This is a genomic window from Planctomycetia bacterium, from assembly GCA_016795155.1.
GTDB lineage: Bacteria > Planctomycetota > Planctomycetia > Gemmatales > HRBIN36 > JAEUIE01.
In genome coordinates this window covers 76,046-101,575 of record JAEUIE010000008.1, presented here as the reverse complement: position 1 = coordinate 101,575, position 25,530 = coordinate 76,046, and the positions used below count along the sequence as shown (strand labels likewise).

Annotated in this window: 23 protein-coding genes; 11 read left to right on the top strand and 12 right to left on the bottom strand. The window is 52.1% G+C overall.

Annotated elements, in window-relative coordinates; all coding sequences use genetic code 11:
• Positions 1 to 156: 156 nt before the first annotated feature.
• The 7 genes from JNJ77_04100 to JNJ77_04070 all read right to left on the bottom strand — a co-directional run bounded on the left by JNJ77_04100 (position 157) and on the right by JNJ77_04070 (position 7,004).
• Entirely contained in the window at positions 157 to 702 is a 546-nt protein-coding gene (locus JNJ77_04100) for a hypothetical protein (protein ID MBL8821748.1), read from the bottom strand.
• A 59-nt stretch (positions 703 to 761) separates the two neighbouring features.
• The gene (locus tag JNJ77_04095) at positions 762 to 1,097 is read right to left on the bottom strand and encodes a MazF family transcriptional regulator (GenBank protein ID MBL8821747.1); all 336 of its coding nucleotides are present in this window, start codon (positions 1,095 to 1,097) and stop codon (positions 762 to 764) included.
• Entirely contained in the window at positions 1,070 to 1,288 is a 219-nt protein-coding gene (locus JNJ77_04090) for a hypothetical protein (protein MBL8821746.1), read from the bottom strand. Before JNJ77_04090 ends, JNJ77_04095 begins: the two co-directional genes overlap by 28 nt.
• Positions 1,289 to 1,334: 46 nt before the next feature.
• The gene (locus JNJ77_04085) at positions 1,335 to 2,870 is read right to left on the bottom strand and encodes an FAD-binding oxidoreductase (protein MBL8821745.1); all 1,536 of its coding nucleotides are present in this window, start codon (positions 2,868 to 2,870) and stop codon (positions 1,335 to 1,337) included.
• Between the two features lie 227 nt (positions 2,871 to 3,097).
• Positions 3,098 to 3,757: a hypothetical protein gene (locus JNJ77_04080; GenBank protein ID MBL8821744.1), complete on the bottom strand. Its 660-nt coding sequence runs from the start codon at positions 3,755 to 3,757 to the stop codon at positions 3,098 to 3,100.
• A gap of 96 nt (positions 3,758 to 3,853) precedes the next feature.
• Complete coding sequence (locus JNJ77_04075; GenBank protein MBL8821743.1) at positions 3,854 to 4,417, bottom strand: hypothetical protein; 564 nt, start codon at positions 4,415 to 4,417, stop codon at positions 3,854 to 3,856.
• Between the two features lie 310 nt (positions 4,418 to 4,727).
• The gene (locus tag JNJ77_04070) at positions 4,728 to 7,004 is read right to left on the bottom strand and encodes a hypothetical protein (GenBank protein ID MBL8821742.1); all 2,277 of its coding nucleotides are present in this window, start codon (positions 7,002 to 7,004) and stop codon (positions 4,728 to 4,730) included.
• A 234-nt stretch (positions 7,005 to 7,238) separates the two neighbouring features.
• On the opposite strand from JNJ77_04070, the gene JNJ77_04065 reads away from it, so the two are divergent.
• Entirely contained in the window at positions 7,239 to 8,132 is an 894-nt protein-coding gene (locus tag JNJ77_04065) for a helix-turn-helix transcriptional regulator (GenBank protein MBL8821741.1), read from the top strand.
• Positions 8,133 to 8,284: 152 nt separating this feature from the next.
• Positions 8,285 to 8,437, top strand: a complete 153-nt coding sequence (locus JNJ77_04060) for a hypothetical protein (protein ID MBL8821740.1) — start codon at positions 8,285 to 8,287, stop codon at positions 8,435 to 8,437.
• Positions 8,438 to 8,566: 129 nt separating this feature from the next.
• On the opposite strand, the gene JNJ77_04055 is transcribed toward JNJ77_04060, so the two are convergent.
• The 4 genes from JNJ77_04055 to JNJ77_04040 form a co-directional block, all read right to left on the bottom strand.
• Positions 8,567 to 8,872, bottom strand: a complete 306-nt coding sequence (locus JNJ77_04055; GenBank protein MBL8821739.1) for a type II toxin-antitoxin system RelE/ParE family toxin — start codon at positions 8,870 to 8,872, stop codon at positions 8,567 to 8,569.
• Entirely contained in the window at positions 8,869 to 9,078 is a 210-nt protein-coding gene (locus tag JNJ77_04050) for an addiction module protein (protein MBL8821738.1), read from the bottom strand. The genes JNJ77_04055 and JNJ77_04050 overlap by 4 nt, the downstream gene beginning before the upstream one ends.
• A gap of 169 nt (positions 9,079 to 9,247) precedes the next feature.
• Positions 9,248 to 9,478, bottom strand: coding sequence for a hypothetical protein (locus JNJ77_04045; protein ID MBL8821737.1), 231 nt, complete (start codon positions 9,476 to 9,478; stop codon positions 9,248 to 9,250).
• 13 nt (positions 9,479 to 9,491) lie between these two features.
• Positions 9,492 to 11,036 carry an MFS transporter gene (locus JNJ77_04040; GenBank protein MBL8821736.1) on the bottom strand — a complete coding sequence of 515 codons (1,545 nt, stop codon included), beginning with the start codon at positions 11,034 to 11,036 and terminating at the stop codon, positions 9,492 to 9,494.
• A 253-nt stretch (positions 11,037 to 11,289) separates the two neighbouring features.
• Here JNJ77_04040 and JNJ77_04035 point away from each other — a divergent pair, with 253 nt between their 5' ends.
• The 8 genes from JNJ77_04035 (at position 11,290) to JNJ77_04000 (ending at position 22,701) form a co-directional block, all read left to right on the top strand.
• Positions 11,290 to 12,186, top strand: a complete 897-nt coding sequence (locus JNJ77_04035; GenBank protein ID MBL8821735.1) for a hypothetical protein — start codon at positions 11,290 to 11,292, stop codon at positions 12,184 to 12,186.
• An 81-nt stretch (positions 12,187 to 12,267) separates the two neighbouring features.
• Complete coding sequence (locus JNJ77_04030; GenBank protein MBL8821734.1) at positions 12,268 to 13,125, top strand: hypothetical protein; 858 nt, start codon at positions 12,268 to 12,270, stop codon at positions 13,123 to 13,125.
• A complete protein-coding gene (locus tag JNJ77_04025; GenBank protein MBL8821733.1) occupies positions 13,112 to 13,810 on the top strand; it encodes a hypothetical protein in 699 nt (232 codons plus the stop codon). Before JNJ77_04030 ends, JNJ77_04025 begins: the two co-directional genes overlap by 14 nt.
• Positions 13,811 to 14,067: 257 nt before the next feature.
• Complete coding sequence (locus JNJ77_04020) at positions 14,068 to 17,898, top strand: PDZ domain-containing protein (GenBank protein MBL8821732.1); 3,831 nt, start codon at positions 14,068 to 14,070, stop codon at positions 17,896 to 17,898.
• A 192-nt stretch (positions 17,899 to 18,090) separates the two neighbouring features.
• The gene (locus JNJ77_04015; protein MBL8821731.1) at positions 18,091 to 18,645 is read left to right on the top strand and encodes a sigma-70 family RNA polymerase sigma factor; all 555 of its coding nucleotides are present in this window, start codon (positions 18,091 to 18,093) and stop codon (positions 18,643 to 18,645) included.
• Complete coding sequence (locus tag JNJ77_04010) at positions 18,642 to 21,959, top strand: protein kinase (protein ID MBL8821730.1); 3,318 nt, start codon at positions 18,642 to 18,644, stop codon at positions 21,957 to 21,959. Before JNJ77_04015 ends, JNJ77_04010 begins: the two co-directional genes overlap by 4 nt.
• Positions 21,960 to 22,051: 92 nt before the next feature.
• Positions 22,052 to 22,297 carry a type II toxin-antitoxin system PrlF family antitoxin gene (locus JNJ77_04005; GenBank protein MBL8821729.1) on the top strand — a complete coding sequence of 82 codons (246 nt, stop codon included), beginning with the start codon at positions 22,052 to 22,054 and terminating at the stop codon, positions 22,295 to 22,297.
• The gene (locus tag JNJ77_04000; GenBank protein ID MBL8821728.1) at positions 22,294 to 22,701 is read left to right on the top strand and encodes a PIN domain-containing protein; all 408 of its coding nucleotides are present in this window, start codon (positions 22,294 to 22,296) and stop codon (positions 22,699 to 22,701) included. The genes JNJ77_04005 and JNJ77_04000 overlap by 4 nt, the downstream gene beginning before the upstream one ends.
• Here JNJ77_04000 and JNJ77_03995 read toward each other — a convergent pair whose 3' ends face one another.
• A complete protein-coding gene (locus JNJ77_03995) occupies positions 22,702 to 23,196 on the bottom strand; it encodes a hypothetical protein (protein ID MBL8821727.1) in 495 nt (164 codons plus the stop codon).
• Positions 23,197 to 23,605: 409 nt separating this feature from the next.
• On the opposite strand from JNJ77_03995, the gene JNJ77_03990 reads away from it, so the two are divergent.
• On the top strand, positions 23,606 to 25,519 hold the full coding sequence (locus JNJ77_03990; protein ID MBL8821726.1) for an acyl-CoA/acyl-ACP dehydrogenase: 1,914 nt from the start codon (positions 23,606 to 23,608) through the stop codon (positions 25,517 to 25,519).
• The last annotated feature ends 11 nt before the right edge of the window (positions 25,520 to 25,530 follow it).

The following is a 25,530-nucleotide window of genomic DNA, read 5'->3' as shown; positions in this document are numbered from 1 at the left end:
GCATCATCAACTGAATCGGAACCGCTTGTTCAGGAAGTTGCTGACTGGTTGTCGAAAAGCGAGTGGAAGTAATGAGTTGCCCCAACTAATGTTGGCTCCAACGGAGCCACCGGTATTAGCCAGGCCCGGCAGGGCCTGGGAAAGGATTTGTTTGACTCAAACTTCTCGACCTGTGCTGATTTTAAAGCGGTACACATTCTGATAAAAATCAATCGCTTCGATCTGGTTGCCGATGATGCGGAAACCTTCTGTAATAATATCTCTTCCGCCCGCCGTCCAGACAATATCACCACTCATGCTGAGCCGTACTATTTCACATTCACCGTGAGACAGGAGGCACTCTTCTTGAGGGTAGTAGTAAACACCAAAGCACGTTACAGTGTCAACTTTTGTAGCCCACTTCAATTGCAAATCAGGCAGAGAGAGTGAACAGAGCATATCACCTACGCCAATGAAGCATGAACCATTAACGATGACTGCCGAATGTTTGTGGACTCCTGTAGCTCCGCTGCCTGCCAAAAGAATGCATGAATGGGTTGAACCTGTTACATGTTTGCAAATCAAGCCGTGTTTCGAAGTGGGTTGGTATTCCGTGACAAAGCAATACTCGTGTTCATATTGATGCACATTATCGGCTGAGCCCTGAGTGTACGTCGGGTCGTCGAATAGCGTCAGGGAAACATCACCGTATTCGAATTCCACTTTTACCCTCGAATGGGGTTGTTGATCCAGCGTGGTAAACCAATTCTCTCAGCTTTGAGTTATGAAGATTGCAAAATCTTGATTTCTGCCGAAACAATCCTTGTATGTGCATTTGGATGGAGTAATCCAACTGATCGCAGCATCAACCCGGTATGGGCAGTGAAGAGTTTACCAGGGCGGGCAAAACTGTCGGTCATCAAACCTCCTGATACGAAATCTGCTTTCCCAAGAGGCACCGCAGTTGGATCGCCATACGGGCTGCTCGTGATTTGACATAAGACCCAATCGCCTCGGCCAGCGTCAGCCAGGCACAAGGCGGGTCGAACTTTAGATTGCGATAGATCAGAAAACGGGAATGGAATAAGGACTACTTCCCCGGCTGCAGGTGTGACCATGCTGCCTCCTCTTCGGGTCGTAGCCAGTCAACAGCCAGAGCTGCTTCAGCAAGTAATGCAGTTTCACCGGGAACGATTGCTGGCTCTTCCAAAACGGTAACCAAGGCGCGACGGGGGCCATCTACTGCGATAGTGCCTAGCAGTTGGACTTTCCCGTCTTCGTTGATTATTGCTTCAATCGTTTGGATCATGATATACCTCTTCGTGCATTATACACGATGATTAATCGTTAATCACTCACCGCCCATACTTCCCGTAAAACTGATTCTGAAAAATCCCATCCGGATCATACTGTCGTTTCTTCTCGAAAAACGCCCGGGCTTGCGGATAGGCTCGTTCAAACTGTTCATTTGTCGCATGCAACCGGTAAGGCAAATAGTACCGACCCTGGCATTGCAATGCTGCTTCAATCAGTTCACGGGTCATGGCCTGCATCTGCTGATCGGCTGGTTCCGTCCGCAACTGGTTGAACAGCATCACGAACGCGAACATCTCCTGGTCGGCATAACGCAGAAATGCATCCTTGTCTTCCAGCACGTTACGAATGGTGACATTCATCAAGTTGCCTTGATGCTTGGGAATGATCCTCCGGGCCTGTTCTAGAAAGGCTGGTACCTGGGATGGCGGAATGAAATACTCATGCAGGATATCCGTCCGGTCAGCATTCTGTTCCTGGAAAGTCTCTGCCCCTTCGTTCAGTAACTGGTTGCGGGAGAAGTGCATGTACCGCATCATCCTGCTTGCCATTTTTTCGACCGACCATCGGTTTGATTTGCCTGCATCGCTATCAATCTGTGCACGGTAAACTTCACGACGAAACTTCGCGTACCCCAGGGCTTTCAACTCGGGCATCTTATTCTGAGGATGCGGTGCCTCGCGGAACACGGTCAGAATCGCTTCGCGCAGAAAAGTCTTGTCGCCAGGAACTACGCAGAGTCTGCCATACACCATGCCTGCATCGTCGCTGTCATTCACCTTCTTCTTGAAGCGGGCAACATACTGTTCCGCTGGCATAAACTCGATGTCAGGCCGATACCGTTCATTCGGAACGATGCGCAGTTCCACATCGAGAATGATGCCGAAGAGTCCGTAGCCACCCAGCACCAGCGAGAAGAGTTCCTGATTCTCTGCCCGGCTGCAACGGACAATCTGGCCATCAGCTTTCAGCAATCGAAACGATTCGACGGTGGATGCAATGGGAGGCTTGTTGTGCTGCCAGCCATGGCAATTGACGCTGATGGAGCCACCAACGGTGAAGTTGTTGTTCGACTGCATCACCGCCACCGAGTAGCCCCGGGCATCGAGATACGGAATGATCTCGAACCAACGAGCACCGCTGCCTGCGGTCAGTATCTTTCTTGATACATCGAGTTGCAGATGACGAAAAGGCAACATGTCGAGCACGATGCCATCGGATGCGATGGTGTGTCCGCCCATGCTGTGCCTGGCCCCAGCAATCGCAATGGGAAAGCGTTCCGTTTTGGCTTTTTGAACCAGAGCGACCAACTGTTGTTCCGCCGCTTGGCGATCTGCGTGGATCGTCACCGTGCCTTTGACCCTAGTGCGATTCAATCGGCTGCCATCATCAACATCGCCTGCTGCCAGGGTTTCATGAAAAGGTTGATCTTGCCACCAGGCCCGCACCCACAGGTATGTCGGATGACCCAGGCAACCTGTCAGCACCAAGATGATTAGAGCAAACGAGATGAACAGTCTGCGCCGAAGCAGTTTGCGACGTAGACGTGGATCATTAGCTAGTGCTGCGGTCTGCATGATGACATGCCGTGTGAATGGATATGTGAGAATACTCATCCAGGCAAACGGAAGTGTCACCCGAAAAAGGGAAAATGACAAGTGGAAACGATTAATGCAATACGAAAAATGATTAGTTGTGGCAGGGTCATGCATGTACTCATGCATGACCCTGCGAGAATGCTGAATTATTGCACGTCAAGCAGGGTCATCCAGAGTACTGGATTACCCTGCCACGGCTTTTCGAATTATTTAACGGTGGCTGAAACCAGCGTCATACTCGTTCGACGCCCTTTGCGAATCATATCTCTCCGAACCAGGCGGTCGCCTTCATCAAACCAGAGATCAACATTCAACGACCCTGACAATCTGTAATGCGTGCAAGGGACTCGTTGACCAGCCACCATGAGGTTTTCCTTCCCCAGCATCTGCATGGTCAACTGATGTTCAATGCCCGTATCAGCATCCAGCACGATCACGTTCTGGCTACGCCGATCGGTCATCGGCAACGTCCAGTAGGTTGAGGTCCACACGTTTGGCGAGGCGGGTCGTTCCTTGCCACCTTCCTTCACCTTGAGCTGGTTGTTCTCCGCTGTCACCATCAGCGTGTGCGGTTTGCCATCGTCGTTGCTGGCTGATGCCAGGTACTGCAGTTTGTTTTCTTTCCACCGTTCGTTGGCACGGTAGGCATATTGAAACGACATGCCCAGCACTTTGACTTTGACATCGGCTTTGGAGGCAACATCGGTCGTGCCTTCACCATAGGTGGTGATGGTCTGCGAATACGAACCGGAATCCTTGTCTTCGACTTTGATCACGAAGACGCGGTACTCGCTCTTGTACTGCTGGGCCAGCGCCAAGCCAGGGACCAGCCAGACTGACAGCGCGAAGAGTATTGCAGTGCGCATGATCGAACCTCCACCAGCATGGGCGGCGGGACGATAGCCGAAGTGCGAATTGCCTGCAAGAGGAAGATGGGACAGGACTGCTTCCAGTTCACTCCTCTACGGCTCCTTAGCAGGTGACTTAGCGTATACTTCATCAAACATCGCTTGTACTTCTGCTTCAGTATATACTTGAGAAATAAGAAATTCTACTTTCCAAAATATGCTGTAATCACATCTTACTGCTATTCTTACAGCATTGAGAGCATGTCGCTTGCTTTTCTTAATATAATTACGAACTGCGTATTCCGGAAAGTACATGTCGATTTTGTTCTTTTTGAGAGTTGCAAGCTTTTCCAAGTCACGCTGATTGATATTAATAATAATCGCTCGAAGGGCAGATTCCTTGTCCATATGAATTATTAGATACTTGATAGAGTCTATTTTCTTGCCTACACTTGGGTTCTCGTCAAGATATTTCAGTAACTTCCATGACATTCTGGTTCCAAAGAAAACAAAGGGATCTATCTCTGCAGGATCTTTTGACTCTGTACACGAGTAATAACATGCTTTGACATACTCTGATAGCTGATAACGATTCATTGACGTGAGCGATTCGTAGTCACTGAGCATAGCGGTGAAAACGACATAGAGCTTGATAACAGTATTGGCGATGGAAATCATGGCGATCCTTCTCCATGTCTGTTCGTTAAAATGCGTCGGGGTCGGCAGGGAGGGGTTTCCAGCCCATGCCGAGCTTTTGCTTGGACATAACGTCACGAGTCAATTCATTCATTACGCCGCCTGGTTTGGGTATGAGTAGCATTTGCGAATGCCATTTTGCAAATCTAGAACAAGCAGTAAAGACTCCATAAATCTGAATTTGAACTTGCTCTCTGAAATTCTTGAAGTGTGCTACTTTGCTGAGTTAATCATCTGTACAACACGATGTCAAGCGCGGATTGGCCGGCTTCCAATGTTTCCGGCTTTACTGCTACTTCTCCGCAGTCCTCACTTCTTTCAACGTATAATCCCCCTTCCGTTCCCCCGGCACCACTTCCCAACCTGGTTTGAGCGTCAGCGTCCAGCCTTCACCCGATGCGGTGTTGTCCTTCACTTGTGGCCCGGCGGCGCGGGCCCTTTTGTTGTCGATCCCCAGCAGCATGCCTTTCCCGGCTACGATGGTGCCCCATTCATCGATGATCTGCATGGTCGGATAGACCGTGCCCACGCCTTCAATGGGTATCAGGTTGGCATAGGTGAACGAGTTCTGCATCTTGATGAGTGGCAGAATCAGCACCGGGCCATCAACATATTTGGCCTTCGCTTGAGCCAATAATTCCAGCCTTTTCTTTTCCCGTTCTGCTTCGCTGGCGTGCAGTGCCTTACTTTGATATATCTCGGCCCGCTGTTCGAGTTTTGCCTCACTGAATTGAACGGACTTCACTCCGTAAGCTCTTTCCAGAATGTCTCCGAGATTATCCTTGGCTTTGAGTTCTTTTCGCCATTCTGAATTCTTCAAATCAATCAGCAGTCCGTAAGGCGGACCCGAAAGGTAGGCGAATGTCCTCAGAAACGAGCCGACTTTTCCGGGCTGCTCCTGCAGTTTTCTAGCTGCATACGTTCGCTGCAGCGCATCCGACATGCCAGATAGTTTGATGCCTGAATACTCAGCCAGTCCTTCGTTCATTTCCAGAGACATCTCCGCTGCAGCGTCTTTCTCAAAGAGCTGATGCCGCATTCGGCGAAACAGCAACGCATCCAGAATCGCATCTACGCGATCATCCCCCTCTTTCTGTAGTGCCACCTGCAATGCTCGCCATTCAAGTTGCAGCCAGTAGCGGGCCTGCATGGTGTCGAGGTGATGCAGTGTCGGGCTGGATGCAGGCAACTTGATGTCATTCTGAATGCGATGCCACGACTCATGCATCAACAGCACCGCACGGGCATCCTTATCGGCAGGCACGGTTTGCCACATGACGATGACCCACTGTGCATCGCCCCACTTGCGGGCATAGTTGGCAATGGGGATGTTGTTAGGCAGCTTGCCCACGTAAACATCGCCCTGTTTTTCGAACTCGCCATCGGGGTCAGGCTGGTTGGCGACCGCCTGCCGGGTGCGGATATCTGCAAAGAGCATTGGGCCGGAAAGTTGTTTGCCCCACAGCTTGCCATCATCCTGCTTCCAGAGAGCCTGCGCTTCCTGAAAGTATTGCCTGGCGAGTTGCACATCGATTCCGGTGGGTTGTTCTTGTTTTGTTGTGGCTGCCGGTTCCAGAAACCACTTGCCAATCCGCTGGAAGAGTTTCTGCATTTCGCCCGGCTGGTTGGCCGGCGTGCCCGGCTTGCGATAGCCATGATCGAGACCTTCGAGCCGTTCTGCAACCACATCCCGTCCATGAGCAGCTAACTCAGCACGCAGCACATCCAACTCGCTGATGTGCGAAGAGGTATCAGCAGTCCCATGAGCGAGATAGATTTTCGCTTTGCTCTTGAGCAACAGATCGGTGGAATTGTACTTGAGGAACGATGTCCAGCGGCGATGCGGATGCCCCATCCAGAGTGCTGTGATGCTGTCGGGGTCTTTCATCACAGTTTGCCATTGTGCATAGACATTGGCCCGGCGTTTATCTGCATCGCCGGGCTGATCGCCCGGCTTGGGGTCAGCAGCCAGCTCAATCAGGCTGTGCAGTTGCGTTGGCCCGGCACCAGCCAGCGGCGCTACGTGCGTTACCTGAGGCAACTGCGCTGCAACATACGATGATGTCAGCGCACCTTCGGAATGCCCCATCACCAGTGTCTTGGTGGTGTCAATACCGGGCATGCTCCACACAGCACGCAGCGCTGCACAGTTTGCCTCGCCCCAACGCTCCAGTGTATGCTCGCGGCGAAACTCCTCGGAGCCTTCCTCCGCTGACCCAGGCCGCTTGGGAAAATCGAGAAACTTTACACCCGGCTTCTCGACACAGACGATTCGTGCCTTGTCTTTCAAATCCATGGTGACGAGGTTCTGAATGCCGCCGCCTATCCGCTCGCCACTTTTCATGAAGATGGATTGGCTGCCTGACCCGCCAATGACCAGAACGACGGGGAGCTTGGCGTCCTTGTTTTTGTTGCTGACCCGCGACAGGTAAAAGGTAATCGTCCGGCCCAGGTTATCCCTGGTTGTGTAACGCTGATACGGAATCGGCAGGCTGGTCGGATCAAGCTGATAGTTCTTGTTCGCATCATCGAGCAAACCGATGAGCAGCAGCGACAATAAGCAAGTCATGGATCAACCCTGCCGGGATACAAATACCTAATTGTTTAGGTGTAATCTATTATTCAAGCCAGCCTCGGCCAAATATGAGTAGGATTTCATGGCAGCCAGGTAGATGTCCATCGTGAATGCGAAACATTCTTGGCGCTCCTTGGCGGTTTATCTCTCTTTAATTAACCGCCATGCCGCCAAGAAGCGCCAAGAGTTTATCTACAATAGATACGATACTCGGCTATCTGCGTAATTATGATCACCTTCCACACCCTGTACCACAGTCCGCTCATCAGCGTGCGTGATTACCAGTGCAGTGCCTGCAAGGGTGGACCGGCTGCGGAAGAGCAATCTGACTTGAATTCTATTGTGCTGCCGCGGCATGGCGTGTTCTGTCAGCACTTTGGCAAACGTACCATCACCAGCGATGTCAACCAGGCGACGTTCTTTACGCTGGGTTCCACCTATCGCGTCAGTCACCCGGCAGACTGTGGCGACCGAGGCACCACGTTTGCCGTTTCGCAGCGCGTGCTCAACGACATCATTCGCGAACTCGATCCCACCATAGACGATCATCCGCTTCAGCCTTTTTCCATGTCGTCTGGCCCGTGTCATGATGAAGTGTTCTGGAGGCATCGCGACCTGGTGATGCGACTGGAACGTAAAGAACCGCTGGAACCCATCTGGGCTGATGTCACCGCACTGCAACTGATGGCTGATGTGCTGGAAGCGGCATTCGCCAGGCTAGGCAAGTCACGTCGCCGCCGACGGGCAGGCACCGAGGCAGATCACATCGAACGGGCTGAAGCGGCACGCAGTTATCTCGCCAGCCGATTTAGCGAACGGATCACTCTCGATGATGTGGCCCAGGCTGTCCATGCTTCGCCGTTTCATCTGGCCCGCATGTTCCAGCAGCGTACAGGGATGCCAGTGCATCGTTATCTCACCCGGCTCAGATTGCGGGCTTCTCTCGAACGGCTGGCAAACCAGCACACCGATTTGACTCGCCTGGCACTCGATCTGGGCTTCTCCAGCCACAGTCACTTCACGGATGCTTTCCGCAAAGAGTTCGGATACGCACCATCCAAACTGCGACAGCAAGCCACTGGTAAACTGCTTCGCCAAATGAGCAAGAATCTGGAAGTCTGATTTTCACATCGACACTACTATGCCTGCATGAACATCATCTGCTCCCTCTCAAGGGGAGAGGGGTTGGCCCGATTCTCCCCCTCTCCCCACCGGGGAGAGGGGTCGGGGGTGAGGGGTTCAATAACTCAACACACTTTTGCAAGGAGAATCTCATGCAGACGAAGAAGTGTCCAGTATGCGACTGGGAAATCAAAGACGGCGGCATCAAAGTTAAGGTAGGCGGCAAAGAAATTGTCGTCTGCTGCGATGAATGTGCTGAGAAGGCCAAGAAGGATGCCGGCAAGGCAAAAGCTGCTAAGGGGTAATTCAATGTGAACCCAGGCGAAACCTCTTTCGCCTGGGTTTGTTGAATCGTGAAACCATGCAAGTGTAATCGAGGTTGTGACCTTCAGATGGTCTCCCATGCCTTGAGTGTCACATGAGTCTGACGCATTTCATGTAGTGCCCCTCCGTTTGCTCCAGTACCTCAGTCGTCTCTTTTCGTGAGCAATGGCCAAAACTAAGACCACATCGTCGGAAAAGCACTCGTAGTACAAAACATAGGGATATTGATGAGTAGCGACCCAACGTATGTTGTCATCATCTGCTGGAGCAAGCGTTGGCATACGTTCGATTTTCTGGATGGTATGTGCAATGGCATGGATAAAGCGATCTTCAGCCAGCAAGCTGCGTTTTCGGTACCATCGACGAGCCGCATGAAATTCGCTTAGCGCCAATCGATGCAGCCGAACTTCGGTCATCGCGATGTGGCCTCATCGCTATCAAAAATGGCCTTCCAGGGCACGGAGCAACTCTTGTCCGCCAGGTATTCATCTCGGCGACGTTTCAGTTCTGTTTTGAACGTGTCGTCATCAATGCTCGAGAGTACCTTCTCGATCAGGGCTTGCCGGTCTTTCAGGGGCAATGCCATGACATCATTCAATAACTGTTTGCCACGATGGCTCATATTAACCTCCACAACAGGATTCTAGCATGCATGAAGTTGACCGCAACTGTGAGGAATAATCTTAAATGGAAGGTGACATCAGATTTCCTACCCCGGACGCAGCGCGTGAATCAGAGGCTAACCATTGCCGTTATTGAGGGAAAAGGCAATTATTCTGCTTTTCGAACGTTTAGCTGGCATTCGATTCATAGATCCACTCAACTGCTACGAATACTGGCACACCATTTTGATGCTTTTGCGAATTCATGCAGGATGAGAGTAAGGGTTTAGGGTCACCTTCTTCATAGTCATCCGACCACCAGTGTCCACACTCTGGACATTGCCAGCAAACATGACGTGTATCGCATGCATTGCCACGCAAAATCCCTTTGATCGGTTGTGGATTTTCTTCATCAATCACGAAGCACCTCTTACTACTCCGGCAGCCCCTTCCCTTTCGTTTCCGGCGCCCACCAGATGATCACCATACCGATGATGAACACACATGCCATCACGGAGGCGGCCATCGGGATATCGCCGTTGAAAACATTCTTGGTCAGTACGCCGGTCTGCAGTGCACCGATGGCAGCCAGGATGCGTCCGAAGTTGAATCCAAACCCCTGGCCAATCGCCCGTACCGATGTGGGGAAAAGTTCCGGGAAGTAGAGCGGTATCCATCCATAAAACGAGGCAGCAAAGAAGCCACATGCTGTTGCCCAGACCAGGAATTTCGTGTCATACGCGGTATTCAGTTGGTAGAAACCCCAGGTGGAACCGAGTGCCAGCAGGCAGATGACAAAGTAAGCAGGTTTTCGACCAAACCAGTCTCCCATCCAAGCTGCGATGATGCAACCGAACACGGAACCGAGTGCAGACCAGAATTGCGTCCAACCCATCGCTGTCGGGTAGGTTAATGTCGCACCATACTCAGATTGAATGCGTGGGTTCATGTCTGCGCCACTCACCCACAGCACGCCCCATTGAATAGAGGCCCATGTTCCAATCAACGCAACGCCCGAAATCGCGGCTGCCAGCAACATGCGGCGAAGGATGAACGATTTCTGTTCTTTCGAAACCCCGGCACGTTCCATGTAGCTGCGTACCGGGTAGAGATAGCCGACACAGGTCAGCACCAGGCCAATGAGCGTTCCAGCAATTTGCAACCAGAGTGGCAGCTTGACCATCGGCATCCACAGGAAGGTGATCCCTACCGCTACCGCTGTGCCGAAGAGGACTCCGAGCAGATCGCGAGTGGCCCAATGATCCGTTTTGCCTGATTCCTTTTCCGCCTTCCACTTTTCCGATTCGGGCACGAACAGGCGAATGAGAAACGTCAAGATGGCCGGCGTGATGCCCATCAGCATGAGCATTCGCCAGCCGCTGTTAGCCATGAGAGCTCTGATGAGCCACTCCGGAAAGTTCCACGCCTGCATGGTATCACGCATGAAAGGCAGCAGCGTCGTCAGACTGATCGCCACCAGTGCCACCACGGCAAAGCCCAGGTTGGATGCAGAGCCGATGATGCCCGCCAGCCAGGCTCGTACTGAAACACCAGGCAGAATGGACTTGGCACCATGGTTCCAGACTTCCATGACCAGTGCTACGCCCAGCGCCCATTCGCCGCCCATGCCTAATGCTGCAAAGAAACGCAAGAGTGCAAGTTGCAAAGGCGATTGAGCCAACCCGCAGGCGCCTGTCAGCACCGCATAAGTAAGCACGGACAGTGCCATCGCACGCACCCGGCCAATGCGATCACCCAGCCAGCCAAAGAGAACGCCACCCCCCGCAGCACCCACCAGGAACAGTGCCGTGATGATGCCAAACCACAAATCCACATCGGTCAATTGTTCCGGAGGCAACAAGGCTCGCAGGGCATGTCGGCCTATCACGCCGAAGATTCCCATTTCAAAACCGTCAAATAACCATCCGAGATAAGCCGCAATAAATGCCAGCCACCGGCCTTTAGCTGATGTCATCATTCCAACGCTCGCGATTCCTGTTCAAAAAAGGGTGGGAGATGCAGGGTAACAGAAAATCGGCAAACTCAAAATGGAAAATCTGAAGGAAGTATTTCTACCCAAAAGAGAGTGGGGTCGGGGTGAGAGGTGCGTTTTCTTAGACGCTCCAAATCCGCGCTTGACATGGTATTAAACAGATGGTTAACTCAGTTAGCCCTGTCATTTCAGTTTGGTTTACATCATGAAATTCACACCACGTTAACGCAAGCTGGTTTTGGAATTGCTGGAAGACCGCAATGCTCCAGGCGTACTCTTTGATGTTGCCCGCCCCTTTGCTCCGGATGTGGCTGTTCTGAAGTCAAGTCTCAGATTAAATGACATCCAATCATTCGTTGATCCGTTAAGGGATATTTCGATAACGGGTTTAGATGGTTTCGCGAATGTCCCTGGCAGATCACAAAGCGTTGCACAACAGAGAACAGAGCCAAGGCGTGTGGATGCTGCTTCGCCGTTGAGCTTTGCGTTGACTGAGTTGAACGATGTACTGAAAAGCAGTTCGAGCTTGATAGTTTATATTCCAAGTAATGAAGGAACTCCCCTGCCGTCCACGGTTGCTTTTACAGAAAAGACCATGGGGTATGCTTTAGATGGCTCTGGCATATTCCAAGGTATATCAAATATAAAGGGAACACACTCCGAGACAATTCAGTCAAATAGTACGCTCAATGCGGTCGATAGTCTATATTCAATCTTAACCAGCGACGGCATGAAGTCGCCGAGTCTGAAGGGAGATGATCCAGCGCCGAATTGGGGGCAAACGGAGTACGGCAATATACGTATTGATTGCACAACCAATCTGGCATCGGGTGGTAATCCTGAAGGTATTCTTGGTAACAATGCCAAATTGATCCCAGGCTGGTTCAGTAATGTGAACTGGAGTGCAGATTGGAACAATAAGAATGGTTGGGATCCGGATACAACAAAAACAACTACAGCAACTAATAGTGCAATTTACACACCTGACAAAGACAAATCCGTTGTTGTAAACGGCATCGCAGGAGGCGACCCCGATCTGCGCAAGTTCGTTGTTTATGTAACAGCTCACAATAACACAGGAAATAACAACTGGGATTTCAAGTTGACGTTTCCAGCATCGGTACGTGTCTACTAGGATGTTAACACCAAAGCTGAGGCACCGATTACAAGTGGTAATGTTTTTACTCCAACCGCTGGTAATAACATCACCAAGTCGATGACATTTTACCTTGAAGGAATAACTGCATCGTCTACCTTTGGAGATGTCCAGTTAAACGTCGATTATGTTGGTGGTACTATCCCGATGCAGTGCATCTTTGATTTGGTCAACGTGACAGTGTTTGGAGTGAATCAAGATGGTTTTTTTAGTGGAAATCAACAGCCTGATAACAGAGCCAAATTCGTAATGTATGACGCTAGTTACAATGAAAATGGACAAATAAGCTGGGATAAGGGTTGGTATCCAGTCTGGGAAGCGTTTTCAGGTGTGCAGTATTGCAAATACATACGAGATTGTATGGAAGTCCAAGGCACAGTATTTCCACCGCGTGAATCTAATCCTAGTCAATACTATGGCAATTCTTGGGATCCCTCCGATCCAGAGCCTTATCCACCTAATCCCGTTCAAGCTAAAGTTAAATTTGGAATGACAAGGGAGAAGATCAAGGTTTCTTGGAGAATATTTAATGGCACAAATCAGTGGGTAGCCGATCCCGCACCTATTGAATGGGGTCCAGATCACGGCCAAGGCGGATTGAATGACGGTGTCGCCAATATCGTAACAAATACAAGTCACATCTATTTCGTAGACGCAGTTGGACTCGATAAAAGAAATATTAATGAACTAGGCTATGGTTACTATGTTAAATACATAAATTTCCGCAATGCAGTAAACGTTAATATTTATGGAGATCCTTTTCAATGTTCTGATTATTACAGATGGCATTCGGTTATTAAAGCCAAACCCTCACCTGATAACATAACTGTTACACGCGCCAGAAATGAAGTTTTATCATTTGGAGAGCATTGGGCCGTTTTTCCGAATGCAGCTCCCACAGACCATGGATCTTGGTAAAGGGTATCCGATGCAGTTTCCCATCGACATAATCATGGTCTTCTTTCAACTTTTCATAGTGGCTGAAAAGCTGGATGAGAACAGACTTGCCGGTTTGTTTTCGCGTGATGTCGCGGTGCGCCGTGGAGTCTATCATTTCGCAAAGCAATCATTGGTTGGATTGAAGCGAAAGGAAAGTATGCTGCTCATTAAATTGGCTTTGTACTCGGATGGGTTTTCAAATAAGCCGGGCAAGTTACCTTCTTCGGATGATGATTACTATTCACCACGCCGTATTGCGTTAGCTATTGTTTCTGACTGGCATGAGTCCGAATTGATTGAACCTCTTATCAATTTGATTGATTCTACTAGAGGGGCTGGTGATACCGACGCGCCACTTCATGAGCAGTATCCAGCAATAAAAGGGCTCATCAACATAGGTACTCCAGCTCTAAAACCATGTCTACGTGAAATCGCAGATATCCATTATCAAGAACCATTCCTAACAGAAAAAATATCGCGCGACGCTAGGAAATCATCTCACCTTCTCTATGTTGTGTGGGGAATTCTAGGATACGACGAATCTCTGAAACTGTTTGCCAAGGAGATCAGTAGAATTGAGACCGATAACCCCAAAGGTGCGGATAACTTAAAAACAGCAGTTGAACGTTTTAAGAATAATGCCCTATTCAAGTACAAGAAATAAGCGGGAGTGGCTAATCGCTGGTTCTCTTACCTCAAGCCAACTCATTGTCAGCTCAACAGACAAAAAATTATCATCCCGATGGTGGTACGCCAAGTTGCCTACCATGCGAAGGCTCACTCCCTACATCCCCTACACCTGGTACAAATTGATGAGAAGAGTATGGGAGATCGGGTAACTTGCGAGACTTTTCACAATCAGCACGTTAATATCGTCCTCACTTGAGTGACACCGTGAATTGACTAGTTCGGAGACACACTGTGAAACGCCAGCCGTGGATTGCAGCTATTGCTGCATTGCTGACCGCTTGTTTGTTGATTGCCCAGGACCCCATTGCTTCTCCTCAACAAGCCAAACAGGATGAAGCCAAGGAACTGGAAAAGCAGATTACCGAGATGCAAAAGAAGCTGGCTGAATTGAAAGCTGCTTCTGCCAAGAAGGCTGAACCTGCATCAGCATTGTCGTTGCCTCAGGATTGGACCAAGCAGTTCAAGTGGCGGAGCATCGGTCCAGCCAACATGTCAGGCCGCATCACGGCGATCAGTGTCTATGAAGCAGACCCTGCAACCTATTGGGTAGCTACCGCATCGGGCGGCCTGCTTCGCACCGATAACTATGGCAACACGTTTGAACATCAGTTCGATAAGGAAGCCACCATCTCCGTGGGCGATGTGTGTGTAGCTCCTTCCGACAAGAACATCGTCTGGGTAGGCACCGGCGAAGCCAACCCTCGCAACTCAGTTAGCTACGGCGATGGTGTTTACAAGAGTACCGATGGCGGCAAAACCTGGAAGAACATGGGCCTGAAGGAAACCTACCAGATCGGCAAGGTGATCGTTCATCCCAAGAATCCTGACATCGTTTATGTAGGCGCTCTCGGTCGCTGTTACGGCCCCAACCCTGAACGAGGTCTTTACAAGACCACCGATGGCGGCAAATCGTGGGACAAGATTTTTTATCTCGATGACAAGACAGGCGTCATCGATATGCAGATGGATCCATCCAATCCAGAAACACTGATCGTTGCCATGTGGGAACGCAAACGCGATGAGTATGATTCCACCCTCGGAGGAGGCATTGCTGATGGCTACGACGGCTACGATCCCATCGTGAAATGGGGCCCCAATGCTGGTCTCTACAAGACGACTGATGGAGGCAAGAATTTTAAGAAACTCACCAAGGGGCTGCCAACGAATCAGTTTGGCCGCATCGGTATCGATTACTACCGCAAGGATCCCAAGATTCTGTATGCAGTGATTGATTGCCAGAAGATCGGCATGGGTACACCGCCAGCAGCAGGCACCGGCCAGGGCGATTTTGGGGCCTTTGGCCAGGCGGGCGAAGGCGGTGTCAAGCTGGTGATGGTGCGTGAAGAACGCTCTGCAGCCAAAGCAGGCCTGCAGGCCGACGATGTCATTCTGGAAGTGGATGGCAAGAAAGTGGCCGAGATGGAAGATATCTCCAACATCGTGCTGGATAAGAAAGTCAACGACAAGCTGAAAGTGAAGTACAAACGAGGCAACGATACCAAGGAAGTGGAAGTGACGCTCATGGAGCGCCAGGCTCGTGGCCCAAGTGGTGGCCCTCCTGGCAGTGAACAGGCTGCTGCACAAACCACTACCACGACGGCTGCACAGTCCAACACTTTCCTTGGCCTGATTGGCGTGAATGCTGAAGAAGACGGCGCCAAGGTAACGGAGATCATCAAGGATGGCCCTGCTGACAAAGCTGGTCTGAAAGTTGGCGACATCATTACCGCCTTCGATGGCCGTGATCTGCTCGGCTACAACGCTCTCGAAGTCCGCGTGCGCAACAAGAAGCCAGGCGACAAGGTCAAAGTGAAATACAAGCGGGGCAGTGAAACCAAAGAAGTCGAAGTTACATTAACTGCGCGTCCCGGTAATGTTCCTGCACCGGCTGCTGGCCAGGCCGCTGCTGGTGGAGCAGGTGCTTTCGGTGGTGGCCCCGGTGGCCCGACTCGTAACCGTCCCTACGCTGCTTACTATGGTGGTCAACGTGAAAACATTCAGGATCGCCAGGGCCCTGATGGCCATGAATATGGTGGCATTTACAAGAGCACCGATGGTGGTGAAAGCTGGAAACGGGTCAACAGCCTGAATCCTCGCCCCATGTACTTCACCCTGATTCGTGTTGATCCCACCAATGAGAACATCGTCTACGTTGGTGGCATCTCCATGCATTGGTCGCAGGATGGTGGCAAAACCTTCCGGGCCAATATCGCGCGCCAGGTGCATGCCGATCATCATGCCCTCTGGATCGATTCCCGCGACAGCAGGCATATTCTGGTAGGCTGCGATGGTGGTGTCTATGTCAGCCGAGATAGGCTGCAGAACGTTGATCACCTGAACTCCATGGCCATGGGGCAGTTCTACCATGTCGCGACCGATACCCGCGTGCCTTACTATGTATATGGTGGTTTGCAGGATAACGGTTCCTGGGGCGGCCCCAGTTCCGTCACCCGACCCGGCGGCTCGGTCAACGAAGACTGGATGAGCATTAACGGCGGCGATGGCTTCGTCTGTCAGGTCGATCAGGACGACCCTGACTGGGTCTATGCGGAAAGCCAGAACGGCGCAATGATGCGTCGCAACATCAAGACAGGTGAGCGAGGTTTCCAGAGACCACGTGCACAGCAGGGTGTAACCACCTATCGTTTCAACTGGAACACGCCGTTCATCCTTTCCAGCAAGAACCAGAAGGTGTTTTACTGCGTGGGGCAATTTGTCTTCAAATCCACTGATCGAGGCAACGATCTGAAGATTATTTCTCCGGAGTTAACCAAATCCAAGCGAGGCAGCGGTACTGCGATTTCCGAATCGCGTCGCAATGGCGATATCCTCTGGGCTGGCACCGACGATGGTTACGTCTGGGTCACGAAAGATGGTGGCAAGGAATGGACCAACGTCACCAAGAACATTGGTTTGCCTGGCGACCGCTGGGTGGCCACCATCGAAGCATCACGCTTTGAAGATGGCCGGGCTTATGTCTGCTTCGATGCTCACCGCAGCAATGATGACAAGCCTTACATCTATGTCACGGAAGATTTCGGCGCGACCTGGAAGCCGATCATGGCGAATCTGCCCAGCTTCGGTTCCACCCGCTGCCTGCGTGAAGATATCAGCAACCCTGATCTTCTTTACTGTGGCACCGAGTTCAACATTTATGCATCGATTGACCGAGGTCTGAGCTGGACGAAGATCAACAATAACCTGCCCACGGTAGCAGTGCATGAAATTGCAGTGCACCCCACGGCTGGCGAAATCGTCGCAGCAACGCACGGGCGCAGCTTATGGGTACTCGATGTGGGAGCCTTGCGACAGATGAAACCTGCCACGGTGAAAGCCGATGCACATCTCTATCAGCCTCACACGGTGATTCGTTATCGCTCGGAACCAAGCCGTGGCGGCACCGTTCGCCGATACACCGGCGAAAGCGCACCATTTGGCGCTCAGATTTACTTCAACCTCAGCAAGCCAGCTGAGCAGGTCAGTCTGAAGATCACTGATGCCAAGGGAGACCTGGTCAGCGAACTGACTCGCGTTCCCAAGGAAGCCGGCTTGCACAAGATGACCTGGAGTCTGACCCGCAGTATAGGCAACCCGCTGTCCGGCCTGCTGCAGGGAGGTGGTGGAGGCACCGGCGGCCGACGTGGTGGTGGTGCAGGTGGCGGTGGTGGCCGTGGCACTGCTTCTACGAGTGAAGCACAAGGCGGCACCGCTCAGGCTGGCCAAGCTAGCCAAGCGGGTGGTGGAGGCCGACGCGGTGGCCAGGCTGGCACTGCTGGTGGTGGTGGCGCTGCTACCCAGGCTACTGGCACCGCAGGCCAGGCTCAAGGCCCCGTTGGCATGGGTGGTGGTGGTTTCGGCGGCTTCGGTGGCCGAGGCGGCGTCCTGCCCCCAGGTACCTATGGCGTTGTCTTGACCGTCGATGGCAAGGAATACAAACAGACCGTCACCGTCGAAGGCGACCCCACTCTCCCCGGCACACTCCGTCTCTCGGAAGAAGAAGAGGAAGAATGGGAGAACGATCAGAAGGAGTACCGCAGGAAGTTTGAGAAGGAAGCTAAATAACTTCTGCAACCAGTTCCACACAAAAGCCGCCGGGGTTGATCCCCGGCGGTTTTTTAATGAAAACGACTTTCTGTCGCTATTGGGCATCTTTTCGAGGATAATTGTCCCCGACCTGTCGTCTCTTTGCATAGGAGCAAAGAAACCGGGGAAATGATCTGTCCCCCGACCCCTCAACCCCTCATTGAGGCAACTGTGGCCGATCCGCCGGATGCCCTGGAACCCTATCGCCAGTACCTGATGCTATTGGCCCAGGTGCATCTTGATCCGCAATTGCGTGGTAAGCTCGATCCGGCAGACTTGGTGCAACAGGCGCTGCTGCGTGCACACCTGGCTTTTGATGATCTGCGCGATCGCCAGCCAGCGGTTCTCAGCGCCTGGCTGCGAAAGATTCTTGCCCGCACCCTGGCCGATGCCATGAAGCATTATCAGCGAGACAAGCGCGACCTGGCCTTGGAGCGATCTATCGAAGCTGAGTTTGACCGGTCTTCCAGTGGTCTGGCATCCTGGCTTGCTGCCGATCAATCAAGCCCCAGCCAGCGGGTTGAGAAGAACGAAGAACTGCTTCGGCTGGCAGATGCGCTAGCCCTGTTGCCGGAACACTATCGAGATGTGGTGGTGCAGAAGCATTTGCAGGGTCGAACATTGCAGCAGATTGCCGAGCAGAGCGGCCGCACTGTTCCCGCCGTCGTCGCTCTCCTAAGGCGAGGCTTGGCTGAACTGCGGGAACATCTGGGAGACAAGACATGAACGAGACGTTGCCGCCCACCAGTAATCATTCAATAGATCGCCTGATTGCCGAGTATCTGCAGGCTATCGAAGCGGGCAAGGTGCCGAGCCGGGAAGAACTGCTTGCTCAGCATCCGGGCTATGCCGAGGAACTGCGTCGGTTCTTCGCCGACTTCGACCGCGTGGATCGTGGCGCTGCCTCGCTACGAGTGGCTGGTCCCAACACGTCCGACTACACCGACACTCCTCCCGGCACACTGCCCACGGTTTGTTACTTTGGCGACTACGAGCTGCTCGAAGAAATCGCTCGCGGCGGCATGGGCATCGTCTACAAAGCCAGGCAGGTTTCACTCTCGCGTCTTGTTGCTCTCAAGATGCTGCTCAAGGGCGAACATGCCAACGCCAAAGACGCTGCCCGTTTCCAGGCTGAAGCTGAGGCTGCTGCAGGGCTCGATCATCCCAACATTGTGCCCATCTATGAAATCGGCACCCACGATGGCAGGCAATACCTGGCCATGAAGTTCATCGAAGGCAAGTCGCTGGCCAAGGTAGACCGCAGCGATGCCCGAACCGAAGCGGCCCGGTTGCTTACCATCGCCAAAGCTGTCCACTTCGCCCACCAGCGTGGCGTGTTGCACCGCGATCTCAAGCCAGGCAACATCCTCGTTGATGATGCCAGCATCCATTACGTTGCCGACTTCGGCCTGGCCAAGCGCGTTGATGCCCAGGTCTCCCTCTCCGAAACCGGCGACGTCATCGGCACGCCTCGCTACATGGCTCCCGAACAAGCCAACGGCAAAAAAGGTCTCACCACCGCTGTAGATACTTATGCCCTGGGAGTCATTTTGTATGAACGCTTGACGGGTCGCACACCGCACCAGGGGCAAACGCTCCTGGAAGTGTTGAGGCAACTGCGTGAAGAGACACCTGCCAATCCCCGCAGCTTGGTGCCAACGCTGGATCGTGATCTGGAGACGATCTGTGTGAAGTGTCTGGAGAAGGAACCGGGGCGACGGTATGCATCTTCAGGGGAACTGGCTGATGACCTGCAACGGTGGATAGATGGAAAGCCGATACAAGCGAGGCCCGCCGGCTGGATGGAACGTGCGATGAAGTGGGTTAAACGACGACCTGCTGTCGCAGCGTTGTTCGCCGTTACGCTACTGGCTGTCCTGGCTGCGATGGTTGGCGTCTGGTATCATGTGCGTCAAATCACGGAACAGATTGATCTGAGAGATATTGCTTACGATGAACTGAAAAAAGAACAGAAAACCACCAGTGAATTGCTGGTCAAGGAATCTTCTGCCCGCCAGCAACTCACGGATGCGCTGGCACGCGAACAGAAAACCTCTTATGTCTACCGCATCCCACTGGCTGCCCGCGAACTGGCGGCTAACAATGTTGCCCGCACACGTGAACTTCTCGAACAAAGTCCGGAGCATCTGCGAGGTTGGGAATGGTATTACCTGAAACGCCTGTGCGGCGGCAATGCCTTGGAAATCCCTACACCCAGGGGTGGCTGGCAGGAATTTGTGCTCAGCCGTGATGGCAAACAGATTATCGCGGGACAGTCCAAAGATATCGTTTTCTATGACGCTGAGAATGGAACAGAACTGAAACGATGGCCAGCTCATGCCGGTCCCATTCGGCGTCTGGTCATCAACAGGGAAGGCACACGCCTGGCTACCATGTATGGTCCGCAGACAGACAAAAAAGAAAAAAAGGAAGTGAAGATCTGGAACCTGGTTTCAGGTGAATTAATTCACACACTCACCATCGAATCGACCGAGCTTTTATCCATCGCATTCAGTCGCGATGGTAGTCGCCTGGCATGCAGTGGTCGCGAGCCGGAAATTGCCATCTGGAATGTTGAGACAGGCAAAGAACTGCGACGATTACCAGCTGGTGATGCGTTCAGTCTGGCGTATGCGGAAAAGGGTCTCGTGGTGGGACAGTGGCAGCAGGGGATAACTATCTGGGATGATCAGGAAGGCAAACTTCTTGAAACACTGAAGGGCCGAACAGAACCTATCAGTGGCACATGGTGCGTGACTGCTTCTGCCGATGGAAAGTACATTGCCGGGGCCACCAATCATGGCAGGGTCATACGCGTCTGGGAAAAAAGTTCTAAGAAGCCAATGCTCGAAATGCAGGGGAGTACGGACATTGTCAACAAGCTGCAATTCAATCAGGACAATACGCAGTTAATATCAGGTGGAGATGATCAAACCCTGAAAATTTGGGATCTGGTTAAGGGAACCTATTCCAGAATTATTCGAGGACATGCGTCTTCTGTCAGGTGCGTTGCTTACAGCCCTGACGATAAGTTGATCTATTCGAGCGGTACCGATCGAACCATTCGCGCCTGGCCTGCTCACGCAGACCTCGGTGGGTTTCAATTGACGGACGAGATTATCACTTATCACGATTTGGCGTTTCATCCTTCTGGTGAAACATTTGCAACGGCAGCCGGTGAATACTCAGTCAAATTCTGGGATATGAAAACCCGAAAAGTTCTGGCTGTTCATGGTGACAAAGGTTATCCCAGGCAGAATCGTGGCGATCTGGTATATCATCCGAATGGAAGCTTACTGGCATCAACCTGGGGTGCTACCACTGTAAAAATCTGGGATACGAAAACATTCAAGGAGGTTATCTCGATCGAAAATCTGGGTAAAGTCTCCTGGAAACGGCCGCTCTGTTTTCAGCCTGAAGGCGATTTGATTGCCATCGCTGTCAGCGAAACAGATATACAACTGCGAAACGTCCGTGATGGCAAACTCGTGAAAACGCTTCGAGGACACAAAGCCAATGGTTTAATCTCCTGTATGCGTTGGCTGTACGATTCACCAACCCTCATTTCTTCAGCCAGGGAAATCATCCTGTGGGATATCGAGACAGGTCAACCACGCAAAACTCTGATGCCAGACTACGAGGTAATCGTCAGCTTTGATATCACACGAGACAAAAGCAGGCTGGTTGCCTTTTCTGCAGGTGGTGAAGTAAGCATGTGGTTGTTGACGGATGGCAAAAAGATATTCAAACATAAAGCCCATGCCCAGCGAGCTATAGCTGTTGCACTCACCAAAGATGATAAACGATACGTCACCGTTGCAGAGAATGGCCAAATGCACTTCTGGGATGCTGAACTAGGGCAGGAACTCTATTCAGTTCGACTGAATCTGCTTCCTTCTGTGCTGAAGTTCAGCCCGGATGGACGTTATCTGGTCTGCGCAGGGATGCATGACAAAATTCACTTTCTGGACAGTGCGTCGGTGGAACCTGTACGACCCTCCCTGGCGATCACCAGTGGTACCGAGGAGCAACGCAAATAACTCTACAAAACTATCAGTCTTATGCTCTTGACCCATGCATTAAACTAGGCATAATTACAATGTAAGGCATTTTAGAAAAGTAAGGCGATTCCATGCTGCATTCCACACTCACCAAGAAAGGGCAGACTACTATCCCAAACCAGGTTCGGGAATCGTTGCACATCATGCCCGGTGACAGGCTGGAGTACATTGTCCAGGGCGATCATGCTATTATTCGCGTTCAACCTAACGCCAAGTCTCTCAAGGGCGCCCTGGCCAGCAAGAAGGGTAAGCATTTTTCCATTGGCCAAATTCGTGAAGCCGCTGCCCGTGAGTACCTGCGGAGCCAGGCGAAATGAGTCAGCGTCGCCTGGTCGATACCAACGTCATTGTCCGGTATCTCGTGCAGGATCATCCCCGCCATGCAAAGGTTGCCAATCAGCTCTTTGAAGCATGTGATCGGCAGGAACTGGTTCTCGTGATACTTCCCGCAGTGCTGGCCGAGTGCGTCTTCCTACTGCAGTCCTTCTATCAGTGCTCTCGGCGTGATATTGCAGAGGTCTTATCGCAACTCATTAAAACACGAGGTGTTGAAATCAGTGAGTTGCCCGTGAATCTCGATGCCCTGAGCCGCTATTCCCAGAGCAACCTTCACTTCGTCGATTGCCTGATTGCTGCCCATGCTGCGAGTAACCAGCTCCCGGTAGCAACGTTTGACACAGACTTCAAGAAAATGAAAGACGTGATAGTTGAAATTCATTGATCAAGGACGCTCTCTGAACCCTTTGTTAGAGCGTTGTTGCCGCAACTGCTTGATCAATTCAACATCGGCCTTGTCTTTCAGGCGGCCTGCTGCCTTTTTGTTTTGCATCAGCTCGTTCAACCCGACGACAGGGATAGTCAGATCGTGAATCTTGATAATGACCTTGGCGCGATAAGCTTGAGAAAAGAGCGTTCCGCTGATTCCTGATAACACATCAATGCGATAAGGCGGCTTACCAAGAAATAGCGCCTGACGTGAGGAAAATTGTTTCGGAAGTTTATCAGCCAGCATATTAAAACCAAACTCGGTAAGCACCGTCTTCAACTTGCGGATATTCGCGGGCCGATTGTCGATCCAGATATCAATGTCAGCGGTAGCGCGCACCAGGCCGTGCAGAACCATTGCCACGCCGCCGACGACGAGGTAGCGGAGCCGGTTCAAGTTCGCCAATCGCAAAAACTCTTTCCAGTCGTCCGTAAAGGGCGTCGGGTCCATAGTTCATCCAGCGTAGGCGCATCAAGTGTTCAAGACGCTCATAGACAGAAAGGTGAGCCAGATTTTCCGACACAACAGCAGGGTCTTCAAGCGTCGAAATCTGCCAGTATGAACGGTCAATCGGCTCAGTTTGCCATTTTCTGATAAGCTTGAGCCACATCCGTTTTCGTTTGCGTTTTTCCAGAGATGTCATTTCAAACTCGATCAAATGGACTTCACGAATCTAGACGTTAACTGGATGAGTGTCAAGACAATGCTCGTTTCCTGTCCGGGCGATCTCTCGAATGACATGCCCCCCCTTGTACCCACTTGCCCCTCTGTTACACTATACCCACTTATTGTCACCACTGAATTGCGGGCTATGATCTCCGTATGCCCTGCATTTTGACACCCGGCGAAGGATAATCTCATGAATAATGATCGTGGCCCCGCTGTTCTTGATGAAGCCAAAGCATCCTTTGCGGAAACCGCTCTCAAGTTGGGAGGCAAATCGGAAGACGAAGCCCGCCGCACTGGCGCTATCGACAAGGCAGATGACAACGTCGAAGCGATGTTCGCGGCCCGCTTTCAGACCACCGCTAGTCCGGCACACCGGGCTGTGTGGGATAACGGCGTGCCTATCGATCTCTTCGTCAGCACTGAGCCAACCGTCACTGCAGATGCCCAGAAGGTGATGGACTCCTCCGTCGAGGTGATCCGCAAACACCGATCAGCCAAAACGCTGATGGATTCCAATAAGAAAATCACTCCGCAGGTCTTTGAGGAACTCGGCAGCGTTGGTTACTGGGGCTTGCTCGTTGATAAGAAGTATGGCGGTACGGGTTTGCCTTTCGCTGCCTTCGCCCGCTTTCTCACTCGCATGTCGCTGGCAGATGCCACCGTTTCCGGCCTGGCCAGCGTGCATGGGTGCATCGGCGCGGTTGATCCACTCCGTACGTTCGGCACCGAAGAACAGAAACAGCGTTTCCTGCCTGATCTTGCTTCCGGCAAACGCCTCAGTGCTTTCGCACTTACTGAACCCTGTGCAGGCAGCGATTTGACTGCACTCAAGACCACTGCTACCAAGGCAGGCGATTATTATCTCGTTAATGGCGAGAAGCTCTTCATTACCAATGTGGTGCCGGGCCGTACCATCGGTCTGGTCTGCCTGATTGAAAACAAGCCTGCGGTGCTCATTGTTGATTTGCCTAAGGAAGAGAACGCACAGTTCCAGATCAAGAAGTATGGCTTGCATGCACTGAAGCATACGCACAACCAGGGCATGATCTTCAAAGACCTGAAAGTGCCCGCAGACAACCTGCTAACCCCGACACGAGGCGACGGCTTGACCATTGCTTACCACGGGCTCAACCTAGGCCGTGTTGCCTTGTGTGCCGGCGCTGCAGGGCAGATGCGGGTGATGATGGCAAGCATGATGCCCTGGTCGCGTTACCGTGTGACGTACAGCCAGCCCATTGCCACGCGTGAGTTGGTACAACGCCGCCTGGGTCGCCTGGCTGGGCTTACTATTGCCAGCGATTCGCTCGTTGCCTGGTGTTCCGGTCTGATTGATCAGGGTTATCGTGGCGAAATGGAATGTATTATCGCCAAGATCTTCGGCAGCGAATCGCAGAAGGAAGCCGCCATCGAACTCTTCATGAAGACGCACGGCGGACGGGCCTTCCTGCATGGCCACATTTTCGGCGACAACGTCCACGAGTTCCTCGCTCCGTGTATTTACGAAGGCGAAGGCGAAATGCTCGGCATGGCGTTCTTCAAATCGCTCGTCAAGCAGCATGGTACCCAGTTCTTCGAGCCGATTGGTAAGACACTCGCCAAGCTCGGCATCCGCAAGCCAAACTTCGCCAACCCCGCACATCTCTGGGCGCTCAAAGGCCCACTGTGGGAGTACAGCAAATGGATGATGGCTCAGAAAACCAGTGGCAAAACCAAAGCACCACTGCCCATCATGCCCGATGCCTTGCGTGGCCATGCTGAGTTTGCAGTCGATTGGCTCAACAAAGCCGGCGTTGATATCAGCACCACGATGCGAACCCATCAGCTTGCCCTGGCAGATCGCCAGTGCCGCATGGCTGAACTCTCGCAAAGAGTGCAGGATGCCATCACCATTTTGTGTACCGCGCTCTACGGCGGCCGACAGAATGACGAGATTCTCCAGAAATCCGCCGACATCGCCTGCCAGGATTTAACCCGCAAGCTCACCGGGCAACGTCCCAGCGACCGCTACTACAAGAGCGTCACCAAGCTGGGCAAAGAGTTAATTGACGGCGGCTTCAAGTCGTTTATTGATTTTGAGTTGGATGAGATTCTGATGGGGTATTAGGGAGGATTTAC